Origin of the sequence: Nocardia amikacinitolerans, from assembly GCF_900215415.1 — a bacterium.
Classification (GTDB): Bacteria; Actinomycetota; Actinomycetes; order Mycobacteriales; family Mycobacteriaceae; genus Nocardia; species Nocardia amikacinitolerans.
The window spans coordinates 1,770,925-1,789,037 of the sequence record NZ_OBEG01000001.1; the positions used below are offsets into that span (position 1 = coordinate 1,770,925).

Annotated in this window: 18 protein-coding genes; 7 read left to right on the top strand and 11 right to left on the bottom strand. The window is 69.1% G+C overall.

The genetic code is table 11. The features are described from left to right. Nucleotides 1-167: 167 nt before the first annotated feature. Genes CRP45_RS08135 through CRP45_RS08165 form a run of 7 tightly spaced genes read right to left on the bottom strand, consistent with a single transcriptional unit; the run spans nt 168 to nt 6,517 of the window. A complete protein-coding gene (locus CRP45_RS08135) occupies nt 168-536 on the bottom strand; it encodes a metal-sulfur cluster assembly factor (RefSeq protein ID WP_097244414.1) in 369 nt (122 codons plus the stop codon). Continuing rightward, nucleotides 529-1,026 carry a Fe-S cluster assembly sulfur transfer protein SufU gene (sufU, locus tag CRP45_RS08140; protein ID WP_067780490.1) on the bottom strand — a complete coding sequence of 166 codons (498 nt, stop codon included), beginning with the start codon at nt 1,024-1,026 and terminating at the stop codon, nt 529-531. Before sufU ends, CRP45_RS08135 begins: the two co-directional genes overlap by 8 nt. A 3-nt stretch (nt 1,027-1,029) precedes the next feature. After that, complete coding sequence (locus tag CRP45_RS08145) at nt 1,030-2,283, bottom strand: cysteine desulfurase (protein WP_067780488.1); 1,254 nt, start codon at nt 2,281-2,283, stop codon at nt 1,030-1,032. 1 nt (nt 2,284) lies between these two features. Continuing rightward, nucleotides 2,285-3,061, bottom strand: a complete 777-nt coding sequence (gene sufC, locus CRP45_RS08150) for a Fe-S cluster assembly ATPase SufC (RefSeq protein WP_097244415.1) — start codon at nt 3,059-3,061, stop codon at nt 2,285-2,287. 32 nt (nt 3,062-3,093) lie between these two features. Continuing rightward, nucleotides 3,094-4,272, bottom strand: a complete 1,179-nt coding sequence (sufD, locus tag CRP45_RS08155) for a Fe-S cluster assembly protein SufD (protein ID WP_097244416.1) — start codon at nt 4,270-4,272, stop codon at nt 3,094-3,096. After that, nucleotides 4,272-5,708, bottom strand: coding sequence for a Fe-S cluster assembly protein SufB (gene sufB / locus CRP45_RS08160; protein ID WP_067780480.1), 1,437 nt, complete (start codon nt 5,706-5,708; stop codon nt 4,272-4,274). The genes sufD and sufB overlap by 1 nt, the downstream gene beginning before the upstream one ends. Continuing rightward, nucleotides 5,705-6,517, bottom strand: coding sequence for a helix-turn-helix transcriptional regulator (locus CRP45_RS08165; protein ID WP_084482528.1), 813 nt, complete (start codon nt 6,515-6,517; stop codon nt 5,705-5,707). The genes sufB and CRP45_RS08165 overlap by 4 nt, the downstream gene beginning before the upstream one ends. 398 nt (nt 6,518-6,915) lie before the next feature. Here CRP45_RS08165 and mptB point away from each other — a divergent pair, with 398 nt between their 5' ends. The 4 genes from mptB (at nt 6,916) to CRP45_RS08185 (ending at nt 11,361) form a co-directional block, all read left to right on the top strand. Next, entirely contained in the window at nt 6,916-8,598 is a 1,683-nt protein-coding gene (gene mptB, locus CRP45_RS08170; RefSeq protein ID WP_097244417.1) for a polyprenol phosphomannose-dependent alpha 1,6 mannosyltransferase MptB, read from the top strand. Continuing rightward, the gene (locus CRP45_RS08175; protein WP_097244418.1) at nt 8,595-9,527 is read left to right on the top strand and encodes an ABC transporter ATP-binding protein; all 933 of its coding nucleotides are present in this window, start codon (nt 8,595-8,597) and stop codon (nt 9,525-9,527) included. The genes mptB and CRP45_RS08175 overlap by 4 nt, the downstream gene beginning before the upstream one ends. Beyond that, nucleotides 9,524-10,315, top strand: a complete 792-nt coding sequence (locus tag CRP45_RS08180; RefSeq protein ID WP_097244419.1) for an ABC transporter permease — start codon at nt 9,524-9,526, stop codon at nt 10,313-10,315. Before CRP45_RS08175 ends, CRP45_RS08180 begins: the two co-directional genes overlap by 4 nt. A 71-nt stretch (nt 10,316-10,386) precedes the next feature. Then, nucleotides 10,387-11,361, top strand: a complete 975-nt coding sequence (locus tag CRP45_RS08185; protein ID WP_097244420.1) for a COX15/CtaA family protein — start codon at nt 10,387-10,389, stop codon at nt 11,359-11,361. A gap of 42 nt (nt 11,362-11,403) precedes the next feature. Here the strand turns inward: CRP45_RS08185 and CRP45_RS08190 are convergent, their stop codons facing one another. Continuing rightward, the gene (locus tag CRP45_RS08190) at nt 11,404-12,153 is read right to left on the bottom strand and encodes a hypothetical protein (RefSeq protein ID WP_143861374.1); all 750 of its coding nucleotides are present in this window, start codon (nt 12,151-12,153) and stop codon (nt 11,404-11,406) included. A 172-nt stretch (nt 12,154-12,325) separates the two neighbouring features. On the opposite strand from CRP45_RS08190, the gene CRP45_RS08195 reads away from it, so the two are divergent. Further along, the gene (locus CRP45_RS08195) at nt 12,326-13,213 is read left to right on the top strand and encodes a universal stress protein (RefSeq protein ID WP_179830795.1); all 888 of its coding nucleotides are present in this window, start codon (nt 12,326-12,328) and stop codon (nt 13,211-13,213) included. Between the two features lie 17 nt (nt 13,214-13,230). Here the strand turns inward: CRP45_RS08195 and CRP45_RS08200 are convergent, their stop codons facing one another. After that, the gene (locus CRP45_RS08200) at nt 13,231-13,581 is read right to left on the bottom strand and encodes a hypothetical protein (protein WP_067780466.1); all 351 of its coding nucleotides are present in this window, start codon (nt 13,579-13,581) and stop codon (nt 13,231-13,233) included. 139 nt (nt 13,582-13,720) lie between these two features. Here CRP45_RS08200 and CRP45_RS08205 point away from each other — a divergent pair, with 139 nt between their 5' ends. Further along, nucleotides 13,721-14,686: a quinone oxidoreductase family protein gene (locus CRP45_RS08205; RefSeq protein WP_097244423.1), complete on the top strand. Its 966-nt coding sequence runs from the start codon at nt 13,721-13,723 to the stop codon at nt 14,684-14,686. Between the two features lie 97 nt (nt 14,687-14,783). On the opposite strand, the gene CRP45_RS08210 is transcribed toward CRP45_RS08205, so the two are convergent. Next, on the bottom strand, nt 14,784-15,386 hold the full coding sequence (locus CRP45_RS08210; RefSeq protein ID WP_097244424.1) for a TetR/AcrR family transcriptional regulator: 603 nt from the start codon (nt 15,384-15,386) through the stop codon (nt 14,784-14,786). A gap of 84 nt (nt 15,387-15,470) precedes the next feature. Between CRP45_RS08210 and CRP45_RS08215 the strand changes: the two genes are divergently transcribed. Then, entirely contained in the window at nt 15,471-16,895 is a 1,425-nt protein-coding gene (locus tag CRP45_RS08215) for an FAD-dependent monooxygenase (protein WP_097244425.1), read from the top strand. Between the two features lie 57 nt (nt 16,896-16,952). On the opposite strand, the gene CRP45_RS08220 is transcribed toward CRP45_RS08215, so the two are convergent. Beyond that, nucleotides 16,953-17,945, bottom strand: a complete 993-nt coding sequence (locus CRP45_RS08220; RefSeq protein WP_372508160.1) for a heme o synthase — start codon at nt 17,943-17,945, stop codon at nt 16,953-16,955. Nucleotides 17,946-18,113 lie beyond the last annotated feature (168 nt).

An 18,113-nucleotide genomic window follows, 5' to 3' on the forward strand; every position in this document is an offset into this window, starting at 1 on the left:
TCCTGTTCGGATCGGCCCCGGAATCGGAGCCACCGCAATCATTGCCGACGGCATCGACATTCGAAAGTCGGCCATTGGCGCGAGAAACGAATCGGGCCCGGATCGACACGATCCGGGCCCGATTTCGAACGGCCGCACATGGCCGCGGCGACGGCGAAGTCGCGCTCTTATACGGTGAACCCGAGGGCGCGCAGCTGCTCGCGGCCGTCCTCGGTGATCTTGTCCGGACCCCACGGCGGCATCCAGACCCAGTTGATCTCGAGATCCTCGACCAGACCGCTGCGCACCAAGGCGTTCCGCGACTGGTCCTCGATGACATCGGTGAGCGGGCACGCCGCCGAGGTCAGCGTCATATCCAGCTTGGCGATCTCGTTCTCGACCTTGATGCCGTAGACCAGGCCGAGATCGACGACGTTGATGCCCAACTCGGGGTCGACGACGTCGCGCATCGCCTCCTCGATGTCCTCGAGGTGCTTGATCTCCTCGGCCGAGAGTTCGACCTGCTCGTCCGCTTCGGTCGCCGGTGACTCACTCATGACGTTTCCCATCCTTCGGCAGGGCGCTGCCCATCGTGCGCTTGGTCTCTTCCGCGGAGGTTATCCGGACCACGGCGTCCTTGAACGCCATCCAGCCCAGCAGTGCGCATTTGACCCGCGCCGGGTACTTGGAAACACCGGCAAGCGCGATGCCGTCGCCGATCATGTCCTCGTCGCCCTCGACGGTGCCGCGGCTGGAGATCATCTCGTTGTAGGCGTCGACGACCTTAAGCGCCTGCTGCACGGGCAGCCCGATCACCTGATCGGTGAGGATCGAGGTGGCGGCCTGGCTGATCGAACAGCCCTGACCGTCGTAGGAGACGTCGGCGACGTCGCCGTTGTCGTCCAATTGCACGCGCAGCGTCACCTCGTCACCGCAGGTCGGGTTCACGTGGTGCACTTCGGCGCCGTACGGTTCCCGCAGCCCGCGGTGGTGCGGGTGCTTGTAGTGGTCCAGGATCACTTCCTGGTACATCTGCTCCATGCGCATGTCTTATGCAACTCCGAAGAAGCTCTGAGCCTTCCGCACCGCGGCGACCAGCGCGTCGACCTCGTCGAGCGTGTTGTAGACCGCGAACGAGGCCCGCGCGGTGGCGGGAATGCCCATCCTGCGCATCAGCGGCCAGGCGCAGTGGTGGCCGACCCGGATCGCGACGCCTTCGTCGTCCAGGATCTGTCCGACGTCGTGGGCGTGGATGCCCTCGACGACGAACGACACCGCGCCGCCGCGATCCACGTTCTCGGTCGGGCCGACGATGCGCACGCCGTCGATCGCGCCGAGCCCCTCCAGGGTGGCGCCGACCAGCGTGTGCTCATGGGCCGCAACGGCATCCATGCCGATCTCGTCCAGATAGCGCACCGCAGCGCCCAATCCGACCACCTGCGAGGTCATCGGCACGCCCGCCTCGAACCGCTGCGGCGGCGGGGCGTAGGTGGTGGCCTCCATGGTGACCGTCTCGATCATCGAGCCGCCGGTGATGAACGGCGGGGTCTCCGCGAGCAGCTCGCGACGGCCGTAGAGCACGCCGACACCGGAAGGGCCGAGCATCTTGTGCCCGGAGAACGCGGCGAAATCGACGCCGAGTTCGCGGAAGTCCACCGGCATGTGCGGCACCGACTGGCAGGCGTCCAGCACCACAAGGGCGCCGACTTTCTTTGCCCGGCGCACCATTTCGGTCACGTCGGCGACCGCGCCCGTGACGTTCGACTGGTGGGTGAACGCGACGACCTTGGTGGCGGAAGACAATTCGAGCGAATCGAGGTCGATCCGTCCGTCGGCGGTGATGCCGTACCACTTCAGCGTCGCACCGGTGCGCCGCGCGAGTTCCTGCCACGGAACGAGATTCGCGTGATGCTCCAGCTCGGTGATGACGATCTCGTCGCCGGGGCCGACGTGGTACGGGAACCGGTCGTCGGCGAACGCGTAGGTCACCAGGTTCAGCGATTCGGTGGCGTTCTTGGTGAACACGATCTCGTCGGCGTCGACCCCGACGAACCGGCCGATGTCGGCCCTGGCGCCCTCGTAGGCGTCGGTCGCCTCCTCGGCAAGCTGGTGCGCGCCGCGGTGCACCGCCGAGTTGCTCTCGGTCAGGAATCGCCGTTCCGCGTCGAGTACCGCGAGCGGCCGCTGCGAGGTCGCGCCGGAGTCCAGGTACACCAACGGTTTCCCGTCCCGAACCGTGCGGCTCAGGATCGGGAAGTCGGCCCGGATACGGGCGACGTCGAGGGTGCGGACCGTAGCGGTCATGTCAGGCTCCAGCGGTGGCGGCGGACGTGAAGCGGACGTAGCCGTTGGCGTCGAGTTCCTCGGCCAGCTCGGCGCCGCCCTCGGCGACGATGCGGCCGCCGACGAAGACGTGCACGAACTGCGGCTGGATGTAGCGCAGGATGCGGGTGTAGTGCGTGATCAGCAGGATGCCGCCGTCCTCGCGCTCCTTGTAGCGGTTGACGCCCTCCGAGACGATGCGCAGGGCGTCGACGTCCAGGCCGGAGTCGGTCTCGTCCAGGATGGCGATCTTCGGCTTGAGCAGGCCAAGCTGCAGGATCTCGTGGCGCTTCTTCTCACCGCCGGAGAAGCCCTCGTTCACGCTGCGGTCGGCGAAGGCGGCGTCGATCTCGAGCTCGCTCATCGACTCCTTCACCTCCTTGACCCAGGTGCGCAGCTTGGGGGCCTCGCCGCGGACCGCGGTGGCTGCGGTGCGCAGGAAGTTCGACATCGAGACGCCGGGCACCTCGACCGGGTACTGCATGGCCAGAAACAGGCCCGCACGCGCGCGCTCGTCGACCGACATCTCGAGCACGTCCTCGCCGTCGAGGGTGATCGAGCCCGAGGTCACCGTGTACTTCGGGTGGCCGGCGATCGCGTAGGACAGGGTCGACTTGCCGGAGCCGTTCGGGCCCATGATCGCGTGCGTCTCGCCCGACTTCACGGTCAGGTTCACGCCCTTGAGGATCTTGATGGGCTCGCCGGTCTCGTCGGGGTTGGCGACCTCGACGTGCAGGTCCTTGATTTCCAGGGTGGTCATGGAGTTCCTTTGCGGGGTAAGAGTTTCGGTGATCAGACGCCGATCGCGGCGAGCTCGGCCTCGATGGCCGTCTCGAGCCGCTCCCGGACCTCGGGGACCGCGATCTTCTGGATGATCTCGTGGAAGAAGCCGCGCACCACCAGGCGGCGGGCGGCGTCCTCCGGGATGCCGCGGGCGCGCAGGTAGAACAGCTGCTCGTCGTCGAAACGGCCGGTGGCCGAGGCGTGTCCGGCCCCGAGGATCTCGCCGGTCTCGATTTCCAGGTTCGGCACCGAGTCGGCGCGGGCGCCGTCGGTGAGCACCAGGTTGCGGTTCACCTCGAAGGTGTCGGTGCCCTCGGCGGCCGCTCGGATCAGCACGTCGCCGACCCAGACCGTGCGGGCATCGCCCTTCGCGGAATGCGGATCGCCTTGCAGCGCACCCTTGTACAGCACGTTCGACTTGCAGTTGGGCACCGCGTGGTCGACGAGCAGGCGCTGCTCGAAGTGCTGGCCCGCGTCGGCGAAGTAGAGGCCGAGCAGTTCGGCGTCACCGCCGGGGCCGTCGTACTTCACGGTGCCGGTCAGGCGCACGAGGTCGCCGCCCAGGGTCACCGCGGTGTGCCGCAGGGTCGCGTCGCGGCCCAGCTCGGCGTGGTGGGCGGTGGCGTGCACGGCGTCGTCGGCCCAGTCCTGGACCGCAACGACGACCAGCTTGGCGCTGTCGCCGAGCACGAATTCCACGTTCTCCGCGTAGGTTCCGCTGCCGCGCTGGTCGATGACGACGGTGGCGACGGCGAAATTCCCCAGCCGGATCTGCAGGTGACCGTAGGCGGTCTTGCCCTCGCCGGGACCGGTGATGGTGATCGTGATCGGTTCGGCCACTTCGGTTTCCGAGCCGACCGACACGATGGTGGCCTGCTCGAAACCGGAGTACGCCTGCGCCGCGACGCGATCCGCCGGGATGCCCGCCTGGCCCAGGCGAGCATCGGTGCGGTCCACCGTCTCCACGGTGACGCCCTCGACCTGCGTGACCTCGACCTGCGTCTTGCCGTCACGGGTCGCGGTGCCGTCGTGCAGGCCGCGCAGGCGGCGCAGCGGGGTGAACCGCCACGCCTCGTCCTTCGCGTGCGGAACTTCGAACGCGTTCACGTCGAACGAAGTGAAGACCTCGCCCTTGTTGATCGCTGGAGTACGAGCCTCAGCGGCTTCGGCAACGTTCTCGACGGCCATCAGCCGACGGCTCCTTCCATCTGCAGTTCGATCAGGCGGTTGAGTTCCAGCGCGTACTCCATCGGGAGTTCCTTGGCGATCGGCTCGACGAAGCCGCGCACCACCATCGCCATCGCCTCGTCCTCGGTGAGGCCGCGGCTCATCAGGTAGAACAGCTGGTCCTCGGAGACCTTCGAGACGGTCGCCTCGTGGCCCATGGTCACGTCGTCCTCGCGGATGTCGACGTAGGGGTAGGTGTCCGAGCGGCTGATCGTGTCGACCAGCAGCGCGTCGCACTTCACGGTCGACTTCGAGCCGTGCGCGCCCTTGTTGACCTGAACCAGGCCGCGGTAGGACGCCCGGCCGCCGCCGCGCGCCACCGACTTCGACACGATGGTCGAGGAGGTGTGCGGCGCAAGGTGCAGCATCTTCGCGCCGGTGTCCTGGTGCTGACCCTCGCCCGCGAACGCGACCGAGAGGACCTCGCCCTTGGCGTACTCGCCGGTCATCCAGACCGCCGGGTACTTCATGGTGACCTTGGAGCCGATGTTGCCGTCGATCCACTCCATGGTCGCGCCCGCCTCGGCCTTGGCCCGCTTGGTGACCAGGTTGTAGACGTTGTTCGACCAGTTCTGGATGGTGGTGTAGCGGCAGCGGCCGCCCTTCTTCACGATGATCTCCACGACCGCGGAGTGCAGCGAGTCGGACTTGTAGATCGGCGCGGTGCAGCCCTCGACGTAGTGCACGTAGGCGCCCTCGTCGACGATGATCAGGGTCCGCTCGAACTGGCCCATGTTCTCGGTGTTGATGCGGAAGTAGGCCTGCAGCGGGATGTCGACGTGCACGCCCGGCGGCACGTAGATGAAGGAGCCACCCGACCACACGGCGGTGTTCAGCGCGGAGAACTTGTTGTCACCGGCGGGGATCACCGAGCCGAAGTACTCCTGGAAGATCTCCGGGTGCTCGCGCAGACCGGTGTCGGTGTCCAGGAAGATCACGCCCTGGGCCTCCAGGTCCTCGCGGATCTGGTGGTAGACGACCTCGGACTCGTACTGCGCGGCGACACCGGCGACCAGCCGCTGCTTCTCCGCCTCAGGGATACCCAGCTTGTCGTAGGTGTTCTTGATGTCCTCGGGCAGGTCTTCCCAGCTCTCGGCCTGCTTCTCGGTCGAGCGCACGAAGTACTTGATGTTGTCGAAGTCGATGTCCTCGAGGTTGGAGCCCCAGTTCGGCATCGGCTTGCGGTCGAAGATGCGCAGCGCCTTGAGCCGCTGCTCGAGCATCCAGGGCTCTTCGTTCTTCTTGGCCGAGATGTCGCGGACGACAGCCTCGGACAGGCCTCGTTGCGCGCTGGCACCGGCCACATCCGAATCGGCCCAGCCGTAACCGTATTTGCCCAGCGAAGCGATGGTCTCTTCCTGAGTGAGCGGTTGCACCTGGTCGGTGGTCGTCGTCATTCGGCACTCCTTCCGGAGTCGTTCGTTCGTACCGTCGCGGGCTGTGCGGCGGCTGGTTGTGCGGCTTTGGAATTGGTAATCGGTAATACGAGCAGCGGCACGTGCGTTGTGCACGCGCAGTCGCCGTTGGCGATCGTCGCGAGCCGCTGCACATGGGTGCCGAGCAGATCGCGGAACGCCTCGAGTTCGGCCTCGCACAGCTGCGGGAATTCCTCGGCGACGTGCGCGACCGGGCAGTGATGCTGGCAGATCTGCACGCCCGCGCCCACCTTGCGCGTGGACGCGGCGAACCCGGCGTCGTTGAACGCCTCGGCGATCTCCTCGGCCTTGGCCTCGGTGGTCTCCGTGGTGTGTTCCGCGACGGGTTCGATCCCGGCCACGATAGTGCGTGCCCGTTTGCGGGCGAACTCGGTGATGGCCTGGTCGCCGCCGATCTCGCCGAGCTGGCGGATCGCCGCGCCCGCGAGGTCGTCGTAGGCGTGCCCGAGCTTGCCGCGACCGGCCGCGGTCAGCTGGTACTGCTTGGCAGGACGGCCGCGCCCCTTCTGCTGCCACGGCGCGGACCGGCTGGCCCTGGCCTGCCCCGAATCGATGAGGGCGTCCAGGTGGCGGCGCACGCCCGCCGGGGCGAGCCCCAGCTTGTTGCCGATCGCCGTCGCGGTGATCGGCCCCTCCTCCAGCAGCAGCTGGACGATGGCGGCGCGGGTGTGATGCCCCTCGGCCCCGACCGTGGCGATGGCAGCGGACGGCGCGGCACCGGTCTTGCGACCGGACCTCTCGTCGTTCTTCCGCAAACCCACGGTTTTCACAACATCAGTGTGGCGGAATTCGTTCCCGAAATCTAATAAGGATGCCCTGAGTAGAATCGGGGTTGACCTGCGCCGCGCGGGGTCTGGGCGGCTGTCCTTCTTCGGGGCTTGGAGGCCGCGATTCAGTAAACCGGAGACCGCGGCAACGCCTTCACTGGGTTCGCACCGCCCCAACCTGGCGCTTTCCGCCGCGACTCGTCCCCACTTCCCCGAACCCGAGGACGAATACATCGCCGTCTCGCGACCTCACCACACCCCACCGATGCGAGGTCTGGCCTCGCTGCGACATTGGCCACACCCGCCCTCGGGTTCGCGGAAATACGCAACAGCCGCGTCGCTCCGGCCATGCGCGGGCTGTTGACGGACTGCGTCCGGCTGCGCCCATTAGGCTGCGTCTCGTGGCGGTACTGGAGGGCGCGCGGCGCAAGGCAGTGGTATTCGGGCGCCGGGCACTCGGTCTCGACGTGCCCGCGGCCGATCACACCATCGCGGTGTTGCACCGCGACGAATCCGAGGTGCCCGAACTCGACCGCAGAGAGCTGGTCCAGCTCGACCGCATCCGGCTCATGGGCGCGACCGGCACGGTGCTGATGGCGATCAGCGCGCTGGGCATCGGCGCGCAGCCGGTGCAGCAGAATCCCACCTCCGGCATGCGGGTGCTCGGCATCTTCGCCAGGGCGCACACCGGGTCGCTGGCGATGTGCATGATCGGCGCGGTCGTCGTGGTGCTCGCGTGGCTGCTGCTCGGCCGCTTCGCGGTCGGCGGCATCGGCGGCTCCCCACGGCACCGGCTGACCCGCTCGCAGCTCGACCGCACCCTGCTGCTGTGGATCATCCCGCTCAGCGTCGCCCCGCCGCTGTTCAGCAACGACGTGTACTCGTACCTGGCGCAGAGCGAGATCGCCGCGCGCGGCATCGATCCCTACAAAGAAGGGCCGGTCGCCGGTCTCGGGATCGACAACGTCCTCACCAACAACGTCCCGACCATCTGGCGTGACACGCCCGCCCCCTACGGGCCGCTGTTCCTGTGGATCGGCCGCGGCATCGCCGAATTGACCGGGGACAACATCATTCTCGGCGTCTGGGTGCACCGGGTGCTCGCGCTCGCGGGTGTCGCCTTGATCGTCTGGGCGCTGCCGCGGCTGTCGGTCCGCTGCGGCGTCGCTGGGGTGAGCGCGCTGTGGCTCGGCGCGGCGAACCCGCTGGTGCTGTTCCACCTGGTGGGCGGCGTGCACAACGACGCGCTGATGATCGGTCTGATGCTCGCGGGCCTCGAGTTCGCGCTGCGGGCGATCGAGGACACCCATCCGTTCGACGGCCGGGCCTACGCGTTGCTCATCGCGGGTGCGCTGCTCATCTCGCTGTCGTCGACGATCAAGATCACCTCGATCATCGCGATGGGCTTCGTGGGGATGGCGCTCGCCCGACGCTGGGGCGGTGGCTGGCGGCCCGTGGTGACAGCGGCCGCGATGCTCGGCGCGATAGCCCTCGGCACCACACTCGTGATCAGTTCGGCGAGCGGTCTCGGCTTCGGGTGGATCCACACGCTCAACACCGCGAGCGCCGTGCGCAGCTGGATGTCGTTGCCCACCGCGCTCGGCATCATCACCGGTTTCGGCGGTGTACTGCTCGGCCTCGGCGATCACACCACGGCTCTGCTCAGCATCACCCGCCCGATCGCCGCGACGGTCGCCGCGTTCGTGACGGTGCGCATGCTCGTCGCCACCGGCACCGGTCGCCTGCATCCGGTCGGCGCGCTCGGCGTCACCCTCGGCGCCATCGTGCTGCTGTTCCCGGTGGTGCAGCCGTGGTATCTGCTGTGGGCGATCGTGCCGCTCGCGGCGTGGGCGACGCGGCCCGTCTTCCGCGTTCCCGCCGTGGCGTTCTCCGCGGTGGTGAGCGTGTTGCAGATGCCGCGCGGCGCCGATCTGGAGGTGTTCCAGATCGTCGGCGCCGCCATCGCGACCGTCATCGTCGGCGTGCTGTTCATCGCGATCACCCGTAACTCCCTGCCGTGGCGGGCTGAGGCGGGGGTGTCGGCTCCGTCACAGCAGCCGACGTCTTACGGTGTCTCTTCGTGACCGCTGCCTCCGGACCCGCCGTTAGCGTCGACGGCGTCGTCAAGCGTTATGGCGAGACCACCGCGGTCGACGGCCTGACCTTCGATGTCGAACGGGCGCAGGTGCTCGCGCTGCTCGGGCCCAACGGCGCGGGGAAGACGACGACCGTCGAGATGTGCGAGGGCTTCGTGCGTCCCGACGCGGGCGCGGTGCGGGTGCTCGGCCTCGATCCGATCGCCGATTCGGACCGGCTGCGTTCGCGCATCGGCGTCATGTTGCAGGGCGGCGGCTCCTATCCCGGCGCGCGGGCGGGCGAGATGCTCGACCTGGTCGCCGCGTATTCCGCCGACCCGCTCGACCCGCAGTGGCTGCTGCGCACCCTCGGGCTCCAAGACAATCGCCGCACACCGTACCGGCGGCTCTCCGGCGGTCAGCAGCAGCGCCTGGCGCTGGCGTGTGCGCTGGTCGGGCGGCCGGAGATCGTGTTCCTCGACGAACCCACCGCTGGTCTGGACGCGCAAGCGCGGCTGATCGTGTGGGAACTGATCGACGCGCTGCGCCGCGACGGTGTCACCGTGGTGCTGACCACGCACATGATGGACGAGGCCGAGCAACTCGCTGATCAGCTCGTCATCATCGACCACGGACGCATCGTCGCCTCCGGCACGCCCGCCGAGGTGACCGCGCACGGCGCCGCCGGGCAGCTGCGCTTCACCGCGCCGCCCAAGCTGGACCTGAAGCTGCTGAAAACCGCGCTCCCCGAGGGTTTCTCGCCGCGGGAGACGTCGCCGGGCTCGTACCTGGTGGAGGGCGAGATCGACCCGCAGGTGCTCGCCACCGTGACCGCGTGGTGCGCGCGGCTGAACGTGCTGGCCACCGACATCCGGATCGACCAGCGCCGCCTCGAGGACGTCTTCCTGGAACTGACCGGACGGGACCTACGCGGATGACGAAGCCAGAACCGACCGCAAACCGCTTCGCGCCGGGCACTTTCGCGCCCGATCCGCGGCCGACCACCCGCGCCGCCATGCTCGCCGCGCAGACCCGACTCGAGCTGATCCTGTTGCTGCGCAACGGCGAACAGCTGCTGTTGACCATGTTCATCCCGATCACGCTGCTGGTCGGGTTGACGCTGCTGCCGTTCGGCGGTCTCGGCCAGGACCGGGTGGACAAGATCGTGCCCGCGGTGATGATGGTGGCGGTCATGTCCACCGCCTTCACCGGGCAGGCCATCGCCGTCGGTTTCGACCGCCGCTACGGCGCGCTCAAACGCCTCGGCGCCACCGCGCTGCCGCGATGGGGCATCATCGCCGGCAAGAGCGCCGCGGTGCTGATCGTGGTGGTCCTGCAGGCGATCCTGTTGGGCGCCATCGGTTTCGCGCTCGGCTGGCGGCCGGGTCCGGCCGGGCTGCTGCTCGGCGCGGTGGTGATCGCGCTCGGCACCGCCACCTTCGCCGCGATGGGTCTGCTGCTCGGCGGCACGCTCAAGGCGGAGATCGTGCTTGCGCTGGCGAACATCCTCTGGTTCGTCATGCTCGGCATCGCCAGCGTGGTGTTCGCCGCCGACGACCTGCCGACCGCCGTGAACGTGTTGGCGAGGCTGGTGCCCTCCGGCGCGCTCGCGGTCACGCTGGAGCACGCGCTGCGCAGCAGTGTCGACTGGTTCGGTCTCGCGGTGCTCGCTGGGTGGGGCGCCGTCTCGGGCGCACTGGCCGCGCGCTGGTTCCGTTTCGAGTGAGCGTCGGTACAAACGACGGTATGTAGTAGTCCGGGTGCGGTGGCCGGATCGCCGGTCGCTACCATCGTTGCGTGCTGTATCGCGCATTCCTGCGACTCGTCGACAAGCTCCCGCTCCCCTCGCTGCGGGCGCAGCGACTGATCGCGCTCGCGGTCGTGCTCACCCAGGCGGGCATCGCGGTGACCGGCTCGGTCGTCCGGGTCACCGCCTCCGGCCTCGGCTGCCCGACCTGGCCGCAGTGCTTCCCCGGCAGCTTCACCCCGATCGGCGTGTCCGAGGTGGCGGTCGTGCACCAGGCCGTCGAATTCGGCAACCGGCTGCTGACCTTCGTGGTCTCCCTGTTCGCCGGGCTGATCGTGCTCGCGGTGACCCGCGCGCGGCGCAGGAACGAAGTGCTGCTCTACGCCTGGCTGATGCCGGGCGGCACCGTGGTGCAGGCGATCATCGGCGGCATCACCGTGCGCACCGGTCTGCTGTGGTGGACGGTCGCGGTGCACCTGCTGGCGTCGATGCTGATGGTGTGGCTGGCCACGGTCCTCTACGCGCGGATCTGCGAGCCGGACGACGGCGTCCAGACCGTCCAGGCGCCCGCGCCGCTGCGCTGGCTGACCGCGTTGAGCGGCGTCGCGCTGGCCGGCGTCCTGATCGCGGGCACCCTGGTCACCGCCGCCGGACCGCACGCGGGCGACAAGAGCATCGAACGACCGGTCGAGCGGTTGCAGGTAGAGATCGTCACGCTGGTGCACCTGCACTCGCAGCTGCTGGTCGGCTACCTGGCGCTGCTGGTCGGCCTCGGCTTCGGACTGTTCGCGGTCGGCATCTCCCGCACGGTGCGCACCCGTCTGTTCGTGCTGCTCGGCGTGGTCTGCGCGCAGGCGCTGGTCGGTGTCGTCCAGTACTTCACCGACGTGCCCGCCGCGCTGGTCGTCACCCACGTGGCCGGGGCAGGCGCGTGCACCGCGGCGACCGCCGCCCTGTGGGCTGCGCTGCGCACCCGCGAACCGGTGCCCGCCGTCGCGCCCGACCCGGCGACTCAGTCCGCCTGATCCCGCGCGGTTCCCAGCGGAACCGCGCAGAAACGGTGTGCGTCAGACCACCGATGGCCGTGTCAGGCTCGACCAGAGCGGATCCCCCTGGGCGACAAGCCGGTTCGCGATCTCGGCGCGCGCGTCGGTGACGCCGCTGGTGCCCGAGACGCAGAACGCGGTCTCGGCGAGGGTGAGCAGCTTGATGTTGACCATGCGGATTCCCGACAGCGGACCGGCGACGGCGGTCGGGAATCCTTCGCCGGTCAAGCCCAGCAGCACAGTGACCAGCCCGTCCTCGTCGACATAGCTACCGGCGGCCTCCGGAGGAAAGTCCAGTCCGGGTAATGAAACCGACAGCGTCCCATAGTGTTCCAAGTTCCGGGTGAAACGGAATCCGTGCTGCGAGGCGGTCTGCGCGACCGCCATCACCATCTGCCCGAGCCAGGAACCCATCACGTCCGCGAACGGTGCGTCCGCCGGAATGTCGGTGGCGGCCGCGTAGACCTCCACCTCGATGCCGTTGGTCGGGTCGGCGTCCGACCACGTGGCGGGAAACGACAGGCCGAGGCTGGTCACCACCAGCCCGTACTGGCGGCGCACCACCCGGTAGCTGGGGTGATCGATGCTTGGCGGCTCCGACTCCTGCACGCCCATGTGGGCCCAGATCTCGGCCGGAATGAATCTCGATTGGTAGCGCGGGGCCGACACTTCCGGATCGAGTCGCCCCCACGCGTTCCAGACATCGTCGTGCAGCGCCCACATCTGGGCCTCGTACCGCTCATAGATGTCCAGTTCGTCCATTTCAGTCACCCCGCGACGCTACCGACGCCGCGATACCGGTGGCAAAACCGTGCCGCGTGCCACGGTGGGCGATCCGGTGACGGCTGCCACGATGGGTAAGAGGGTAGGAGAAGAGCGGAGACCGAGCCGAGACGACGGCCGCGCCGAGGACACAGCGACGAGACCACCGGAGGGCAGCGAGATGACCAGGTTCGCCAATCAGCAGTCCATCGTCGTCGGCGTCGACGGCAGTCGGTCCGCGCTGGCCGCCGCGCGGTGGGCGGGCGCCGTCGCCGCGCGCGAGGGCGTGCGACTGGTCGTCCTCAGCATCGTGCCGACCATCGACTACCGGATCACCGCCGCGATCGTCGCCGACGCCGACATCCTGCCGACGCTGCGCTTCGTGGCGAAGAAGCACGCCGCGGCCGCGGTCGACGCGGTGCGCGCCGACCAGCCCGACCTGGAGATCACCCAGACGATCGTGGAGGGCGTGCCTGGCGACGAACTCGTCGAGGCGAGCGAGACCGCGCTGCTGCTGGTGGTGGCCGCCACCGCCGACGACCGGATCACCACCCTGCTGCTCGGTTCGACGGCGCTGCGGGTCGCGAACAAAGCGCACTCTCCCGTGGTGGTGTGGCGCGGCGACGTGGACGATCCGCTGCCCGACGAGCGACCGGTCCTGGTCGGCGTCGACGGCAGCCCCGGCAGCGACGCCGCGGTCGGCAGGGCCTTCGAGATGGCCGCACTGCTCGGCGTGCGCGTCGTCGCGCTGCACGCCTGGAACGATCCGGACCTGTTGCAGTGGACGCCGGTGCCCGACGCCTGGGAGGTCCTGGCGCAGCAGGAGCGAAAGTTGTTGAGCGAGCGGCTCGCCGGATGGTCGAGCCAATTCCCCGACCTCCAGGTCGAGAAGCTGGTGCTACAGAGCCCGGCGACCCGCGCACTCCTCGAGCACGGCGCGGACGCCCAGCTCATCGTCACGGGAAGCCAGGGCCGCAACCGGCTCACCGGCCTGCTACTCGGCTCGACGAGCCAGAACCTGCTGCACCACGCACCGTGCCCGGTCCTGGTGGCCCGAGCCGTATCCTGACGGCCGGGGCCGCCAGGTCACTTCTCGTTGCGCGCCTTGGGGAAGCGGGTCTGGCGGGCGACCCAGCCCGCCATCTGCGCCCAGTGGCTCTTGCGCGGGGTGACGACGGAGGTGAGTTCGCGGTCCCACTCGTCGGCCTCGGTCAGGCCGTCGACGATCTCGACCAGACGCTTGGCGGTGGGCAGATCGTCGACCACGCGGTCGCCGAGGATGCCGTCGGCGCCGACCAGGGTGACGCGCACGCCGATGCGGCCGATCGGCTGCAGGACGGCCGTGGCCGAACCACCGTGATCGGCGAGGAAGCCCTTCACCGAGTCGACGAGGGAACTCGACACCTTCACCGGGGCCGGGGCGGTCTCAACGCTCATGCCTGCGCCTCGCTGACGCTCGGCTCCGGCATGCCCGAGGGCGCTGTGCCCATGATTCGCTCGCTGCGCTCGCTCATGCCCGCGAGTTTACCGACCGGTAGGAGGTGGTCCAGACCCGGCGGGTGTAGAACTGAATGCTATGCGCGCCATTCAGGTTTCCGAACACGGTGGTCCCGAGGTCCTGCGGTACACGGAGGTCGAGGAGCCGAGTGTCGGGCCGGATCAGCTGCTGGTGACCACCGAGGCGATCGGCGTCAACTACATCGATACCTATATCCGCACCGGGACCTACCCGCAGCCGGTCCCCTACGTGCCCGGCTCCGAGGGCACCGGCGTGGTGTGCGCGATCGGCTCCGGTGTGACCGAGTTCGCGGTGGGCGATCGGGTCGCGTGGGCGGCGGCTCCGGGCAGCTACGCCGAGAAGGTCGTGGTCCCCGCCGCCGTCGCGATCCCGGTGCCGGACGGCGTCGAGGCGCCGGTCGCCGCGTCGGCGCTGCTCCAGGGCATGACGGCGCACTACCTGATCGAGTCGATCTACCAGCCGGAACCCGGCGAGACGGTGCTGGTGCACGCGGGCGCGGGCGGTGTCGGCCTGATCCTGACCCAGCTGGCCGCGGCGCGGGGCGCGCGGGTCATCACGACCGTGTCCTCCAACGAGAAGGAGGCGCTTTCCAGGGAAGCGGGCGCGGCGGAGGTGCTTCGCTACGGCGACGACCTCGCCGACCAGGTCCGCAAGCTGACCGACGGTGTCGGTGTGGCGGCGGTCTACGACGGCGTCGGCAAGTCCACCTTCGACGCGAGTCTCGCCTCGCTGCGCGTGCGCGGCACACTGGCCCTGTTCGGCGCGGCCAGCGGACCGGTCCCGCCGTTCGACCCGCAGCGCTTGAACGCGGGCGGCTCGCTGTTCCTGACCCGCCCGTCGCTGGTGCACTACACCCGCGATCGCGCCGAATTGCTTTGGCGCGCCGGCGATATCCTCGCGGCACTGGCGAAGGGGACGCTGCGCATTCGGGTCGGCGCGACCTATCCACTCGCGGAAGCCGAACGGGCGCACCGTGATCTGGAAAGGCGCAAGACCACGGGCTCGATCGTCCTGCTGCCCTGAGTTCTCGGCGGGGGTCGACCCGCAACCCGCGCCACCGACAACGCTGACCCCGAACCGGAGACCGGCCCACCGTGGACAGCTTGTAGGCGGCCGTTACTCAGTAGTCCCGGCCGGTCAGCCCGCGGTAGATGAAGCGGGTCAGCCCTTCCACGGCTTCGTCGTCGTCCAGCTCGACATTGCCGTCCTCGACGGCGCCGAACAGCGCCTGCGTGAGCAGGAACATCATGGCGAGGCTCGCGTCCGGCGTGCTCGGCAGCCGTAGGCCCGCCGCGGCGAAACCATCCAGGTGGTCGGCGATGTCGGCGCGCTGATCCTTCGCGAACCGCGCTGCGCTGCGGCCGAATTCGGCATCGACCAGGGCCGCCTGCTCGACCGCGCGCAGCACCGCGACGTGCTCGCGGGCGAAACGCCAGTAACCCTCGATGTGGTACCGAACCGCCTCGGGACGACGGAAATCCGGGTCGTGGCCCTCCGCTTCGGCGCGCGCGTCGCCCGCGTCGGCCATATCCCGGAGCAGCGCCGTGAGCAGGTCTTCCTTGCTCGCGAAGTGGTTGTAGAAGGAGCCAGCCGCCCGCCCGGCGGCCGCGGTGATGTCGGTGATCTTGGTGTTCAGATAGCCGCGTTCGGCGAAGACCCGCAGTGCGGCCGCCTTGAGCGCCTGTTCCGTCTCGGCCGACCTCTCCTTGCGGCTCGTCGCCACCGCGCCACCTCCTTGACAGCACAACGTACCAACTCCAATACTGAATCAACATTCAGTGAATTTAAATTCAGTTACGGAGTCGTCGTGCAAGTACTCATCGCAGGAGCCGGACCGACCGGCCTCACCCTCGCCATCGATCTGGCCCGCCGCGGCGTGCCGGTGCGCATCGTCGACCAGGCCGCCGAATTCTTCGCCGGGTCGCGCGGTGACGGCATCCAGCCGCGCACGCTCGAGGTGTTCGACGATCTCGGCGTACTCGACGCGGTGCTCGGGGCGGGCTCGCCACTCCCGGTGCTGCGCGCCTACCTCGGCGGCGAGTTCGCCGGGGAACGCCGGATGGCCGAGCCCGTCGCGCCGACGCCCGCGGTCCCCTACCCCAATGGATGGGTGCTCGGACAGTCGCGGACCGAGGCGATCCTGCGCGACCGGCTCGCCGAGTTCGGGGTTCGCGTGGAGACCGGCACCGCCCTGGTGTCGTTCGAGCAGGACGACGACGGCGTCACCGCGATCCTGGACCGCGACGGCGTGCGGGAGACCGTGCGGGCGGCATATCTGATCGGCGCCGACGGCGGCCGCAGCACGGTGCGCAAACACCTCGGCATCCCGTTCGAGGGCAGCACGGACGACTCCCTCCGCATGTTGCTGGGCGACGTGCGCGCCGACGCCCTCGACCACGCGTACGGCTACTGGTTCGCCGCCGACGCCGAGCGTCCGATGGACGGCATCGTGCTGTCACCGCTGCCCGGCGGCGCGCACTTCCAGGTCGCCGCGCCGCTGACCGAGAACGCCGAGCCGACGCTCGCGCTGCTCCAGCGCTACCTCGACCACCACAGCGGCCGCACCGACATCGTGCTCACCGACCTCACCTGGGTCACCGTCTGGCGGCCGAACATCCGGCTGGCCCAACGCTTCCGGGACCGCCGGGTCTTCCTCGCGGGCGACGCCGCGCACACGCACCCGCCCACCGGCGGCCAGGGCATGAACACCGGCATCCAGGACGCCTACAACCTCGGCTGGAAGCTCGCCGCCGCACTCGACGGCGACGAATCCGCGCTCGACACCTACGAATCCGAGCGACGGGCGGTGGCGGCGCGGGTGCTCGGTCTCAGCACCGCACTGCTGAACAAGCTGACCGACGGCGACGAGGACGCGCTCGCACGCGGCGAGGACACCCGCCAGCTGGACATCAGCTACCGCGCGCCAGGCGATCACCGGCCGTTGGCGGTGGGTGACCGCGCGCCCGACGCGCCGGTGAAGGACGCCGACGGACGCCAGGTGCGGCTGTTCGATCTCTTCCGCGGACCGCACGCGACGCTGCTCTGCTTCGGCGCGACGGGCCCGCTGCCCACCGAGCCGGGCGCGCGGAGTTACGCCGTGCTGCGCCCCGGAGCGACCACCACCGAACCGCACGTGGTCGACGTGGACGGGCACGCGTTCTCGGCGTACGCCGCCGTCGAGGGCGAGCGCGTCCTCGTCCGTCCCGACGGATACCTCGGCCGCCGCGACTGATCGCACCGACGAAAAAGGCCGACGCGGGATGCGTCGGCCTTCTTCGAATTCGGGCGATTACCCGAAGAAGCTTCCGATGGTCTCCCAGCCGAGCACCGAGTCGACCGCGAGACCGCAGAACACCACGGCCAGGTAGTTGTTCGACTGGAGGAACAGCCGCAGCGGCTTGACCGATTCCCCGCGCCGCACGCCCGCGTACAGCTGGTGCGCCATGAGCAGGAACCACGCACCCGCCACCAGCGCCACCGCGGCGTAGAGCACGCCGGTGGCCGGGACAAGCGCCAGCGTGGTGAGCACGGTCAACCAGGTGTAGATGACGATCTGTTTGGTCACCGTGCGCTCGGTGGCGACGACCGGCAGCATCGGCACGCCCGCCGCACGGTAGTCCTCCTTGTAGCGCATGGCCAACGCCCAGGTGTGCGGCGGCGTCCAGAAGAAGATGACGCCGAACAGCGCGATCGCGGGCCAGCCGATGCCGCCGGTGACCGCCGACCAGCCGACCAGCGCGGGCATGCAGCCCGCCGCGCCGCCCCAGACGACGTTCTGCGAGGTGCGCCGCTTCAGGCCGAGGGTGTAGACGAAGACGTAGAACAGGATGGTCGCGACGACCAGCGCGCCGGCGAGCAGGTTCGCCTGCCACCACAGCCAAACGAAGGATCCGATGCCGAGCGCGACGCCGAAGACGAACGCGTTGCGGGTCGGCACCGCCTCCCTGGCCAGCGGACGCTTGGCGGTGCGCTTCATCACCTTGTCGATGTCCGCGTCGGCCACGCAGTTGAGCGTGTTGGCGCTCGCGGCACCCATCCAGCCGCCGAACAGGGTGGCCAGGATCAGCGGCATGTTCACGTCGCTGCCGCGATCGGCCAGCAGCATGGTCGGAATCGTGGCGACGAGCAGCAGCTCGATGACGCGCGGCTTGGTCAACGCGATGTAGGCGAGCACCCGTCGCATCAGCCGGGACGGTAGGCCGGGACCAGTGAAACGGTCGGCAAGCACCGTCGCGGAGGAGCCGTGTGCGCCATTGCCACCCGGCTGTTGCCCAATCCGCACTGTCTCTCCTCGCACGCTGTGCATCGCATCCGGCAATGGAACGAGCAGCTCGCTCGGACCCGGTCACGGATGCGCGAGCGCCGGACGTCCGTCCGCCTCGGCGCCCTACAGCCGAATGCGGCGCGGCTACTACTACAGAGGATGGTAGACCCCCGCCGACACCGCTCC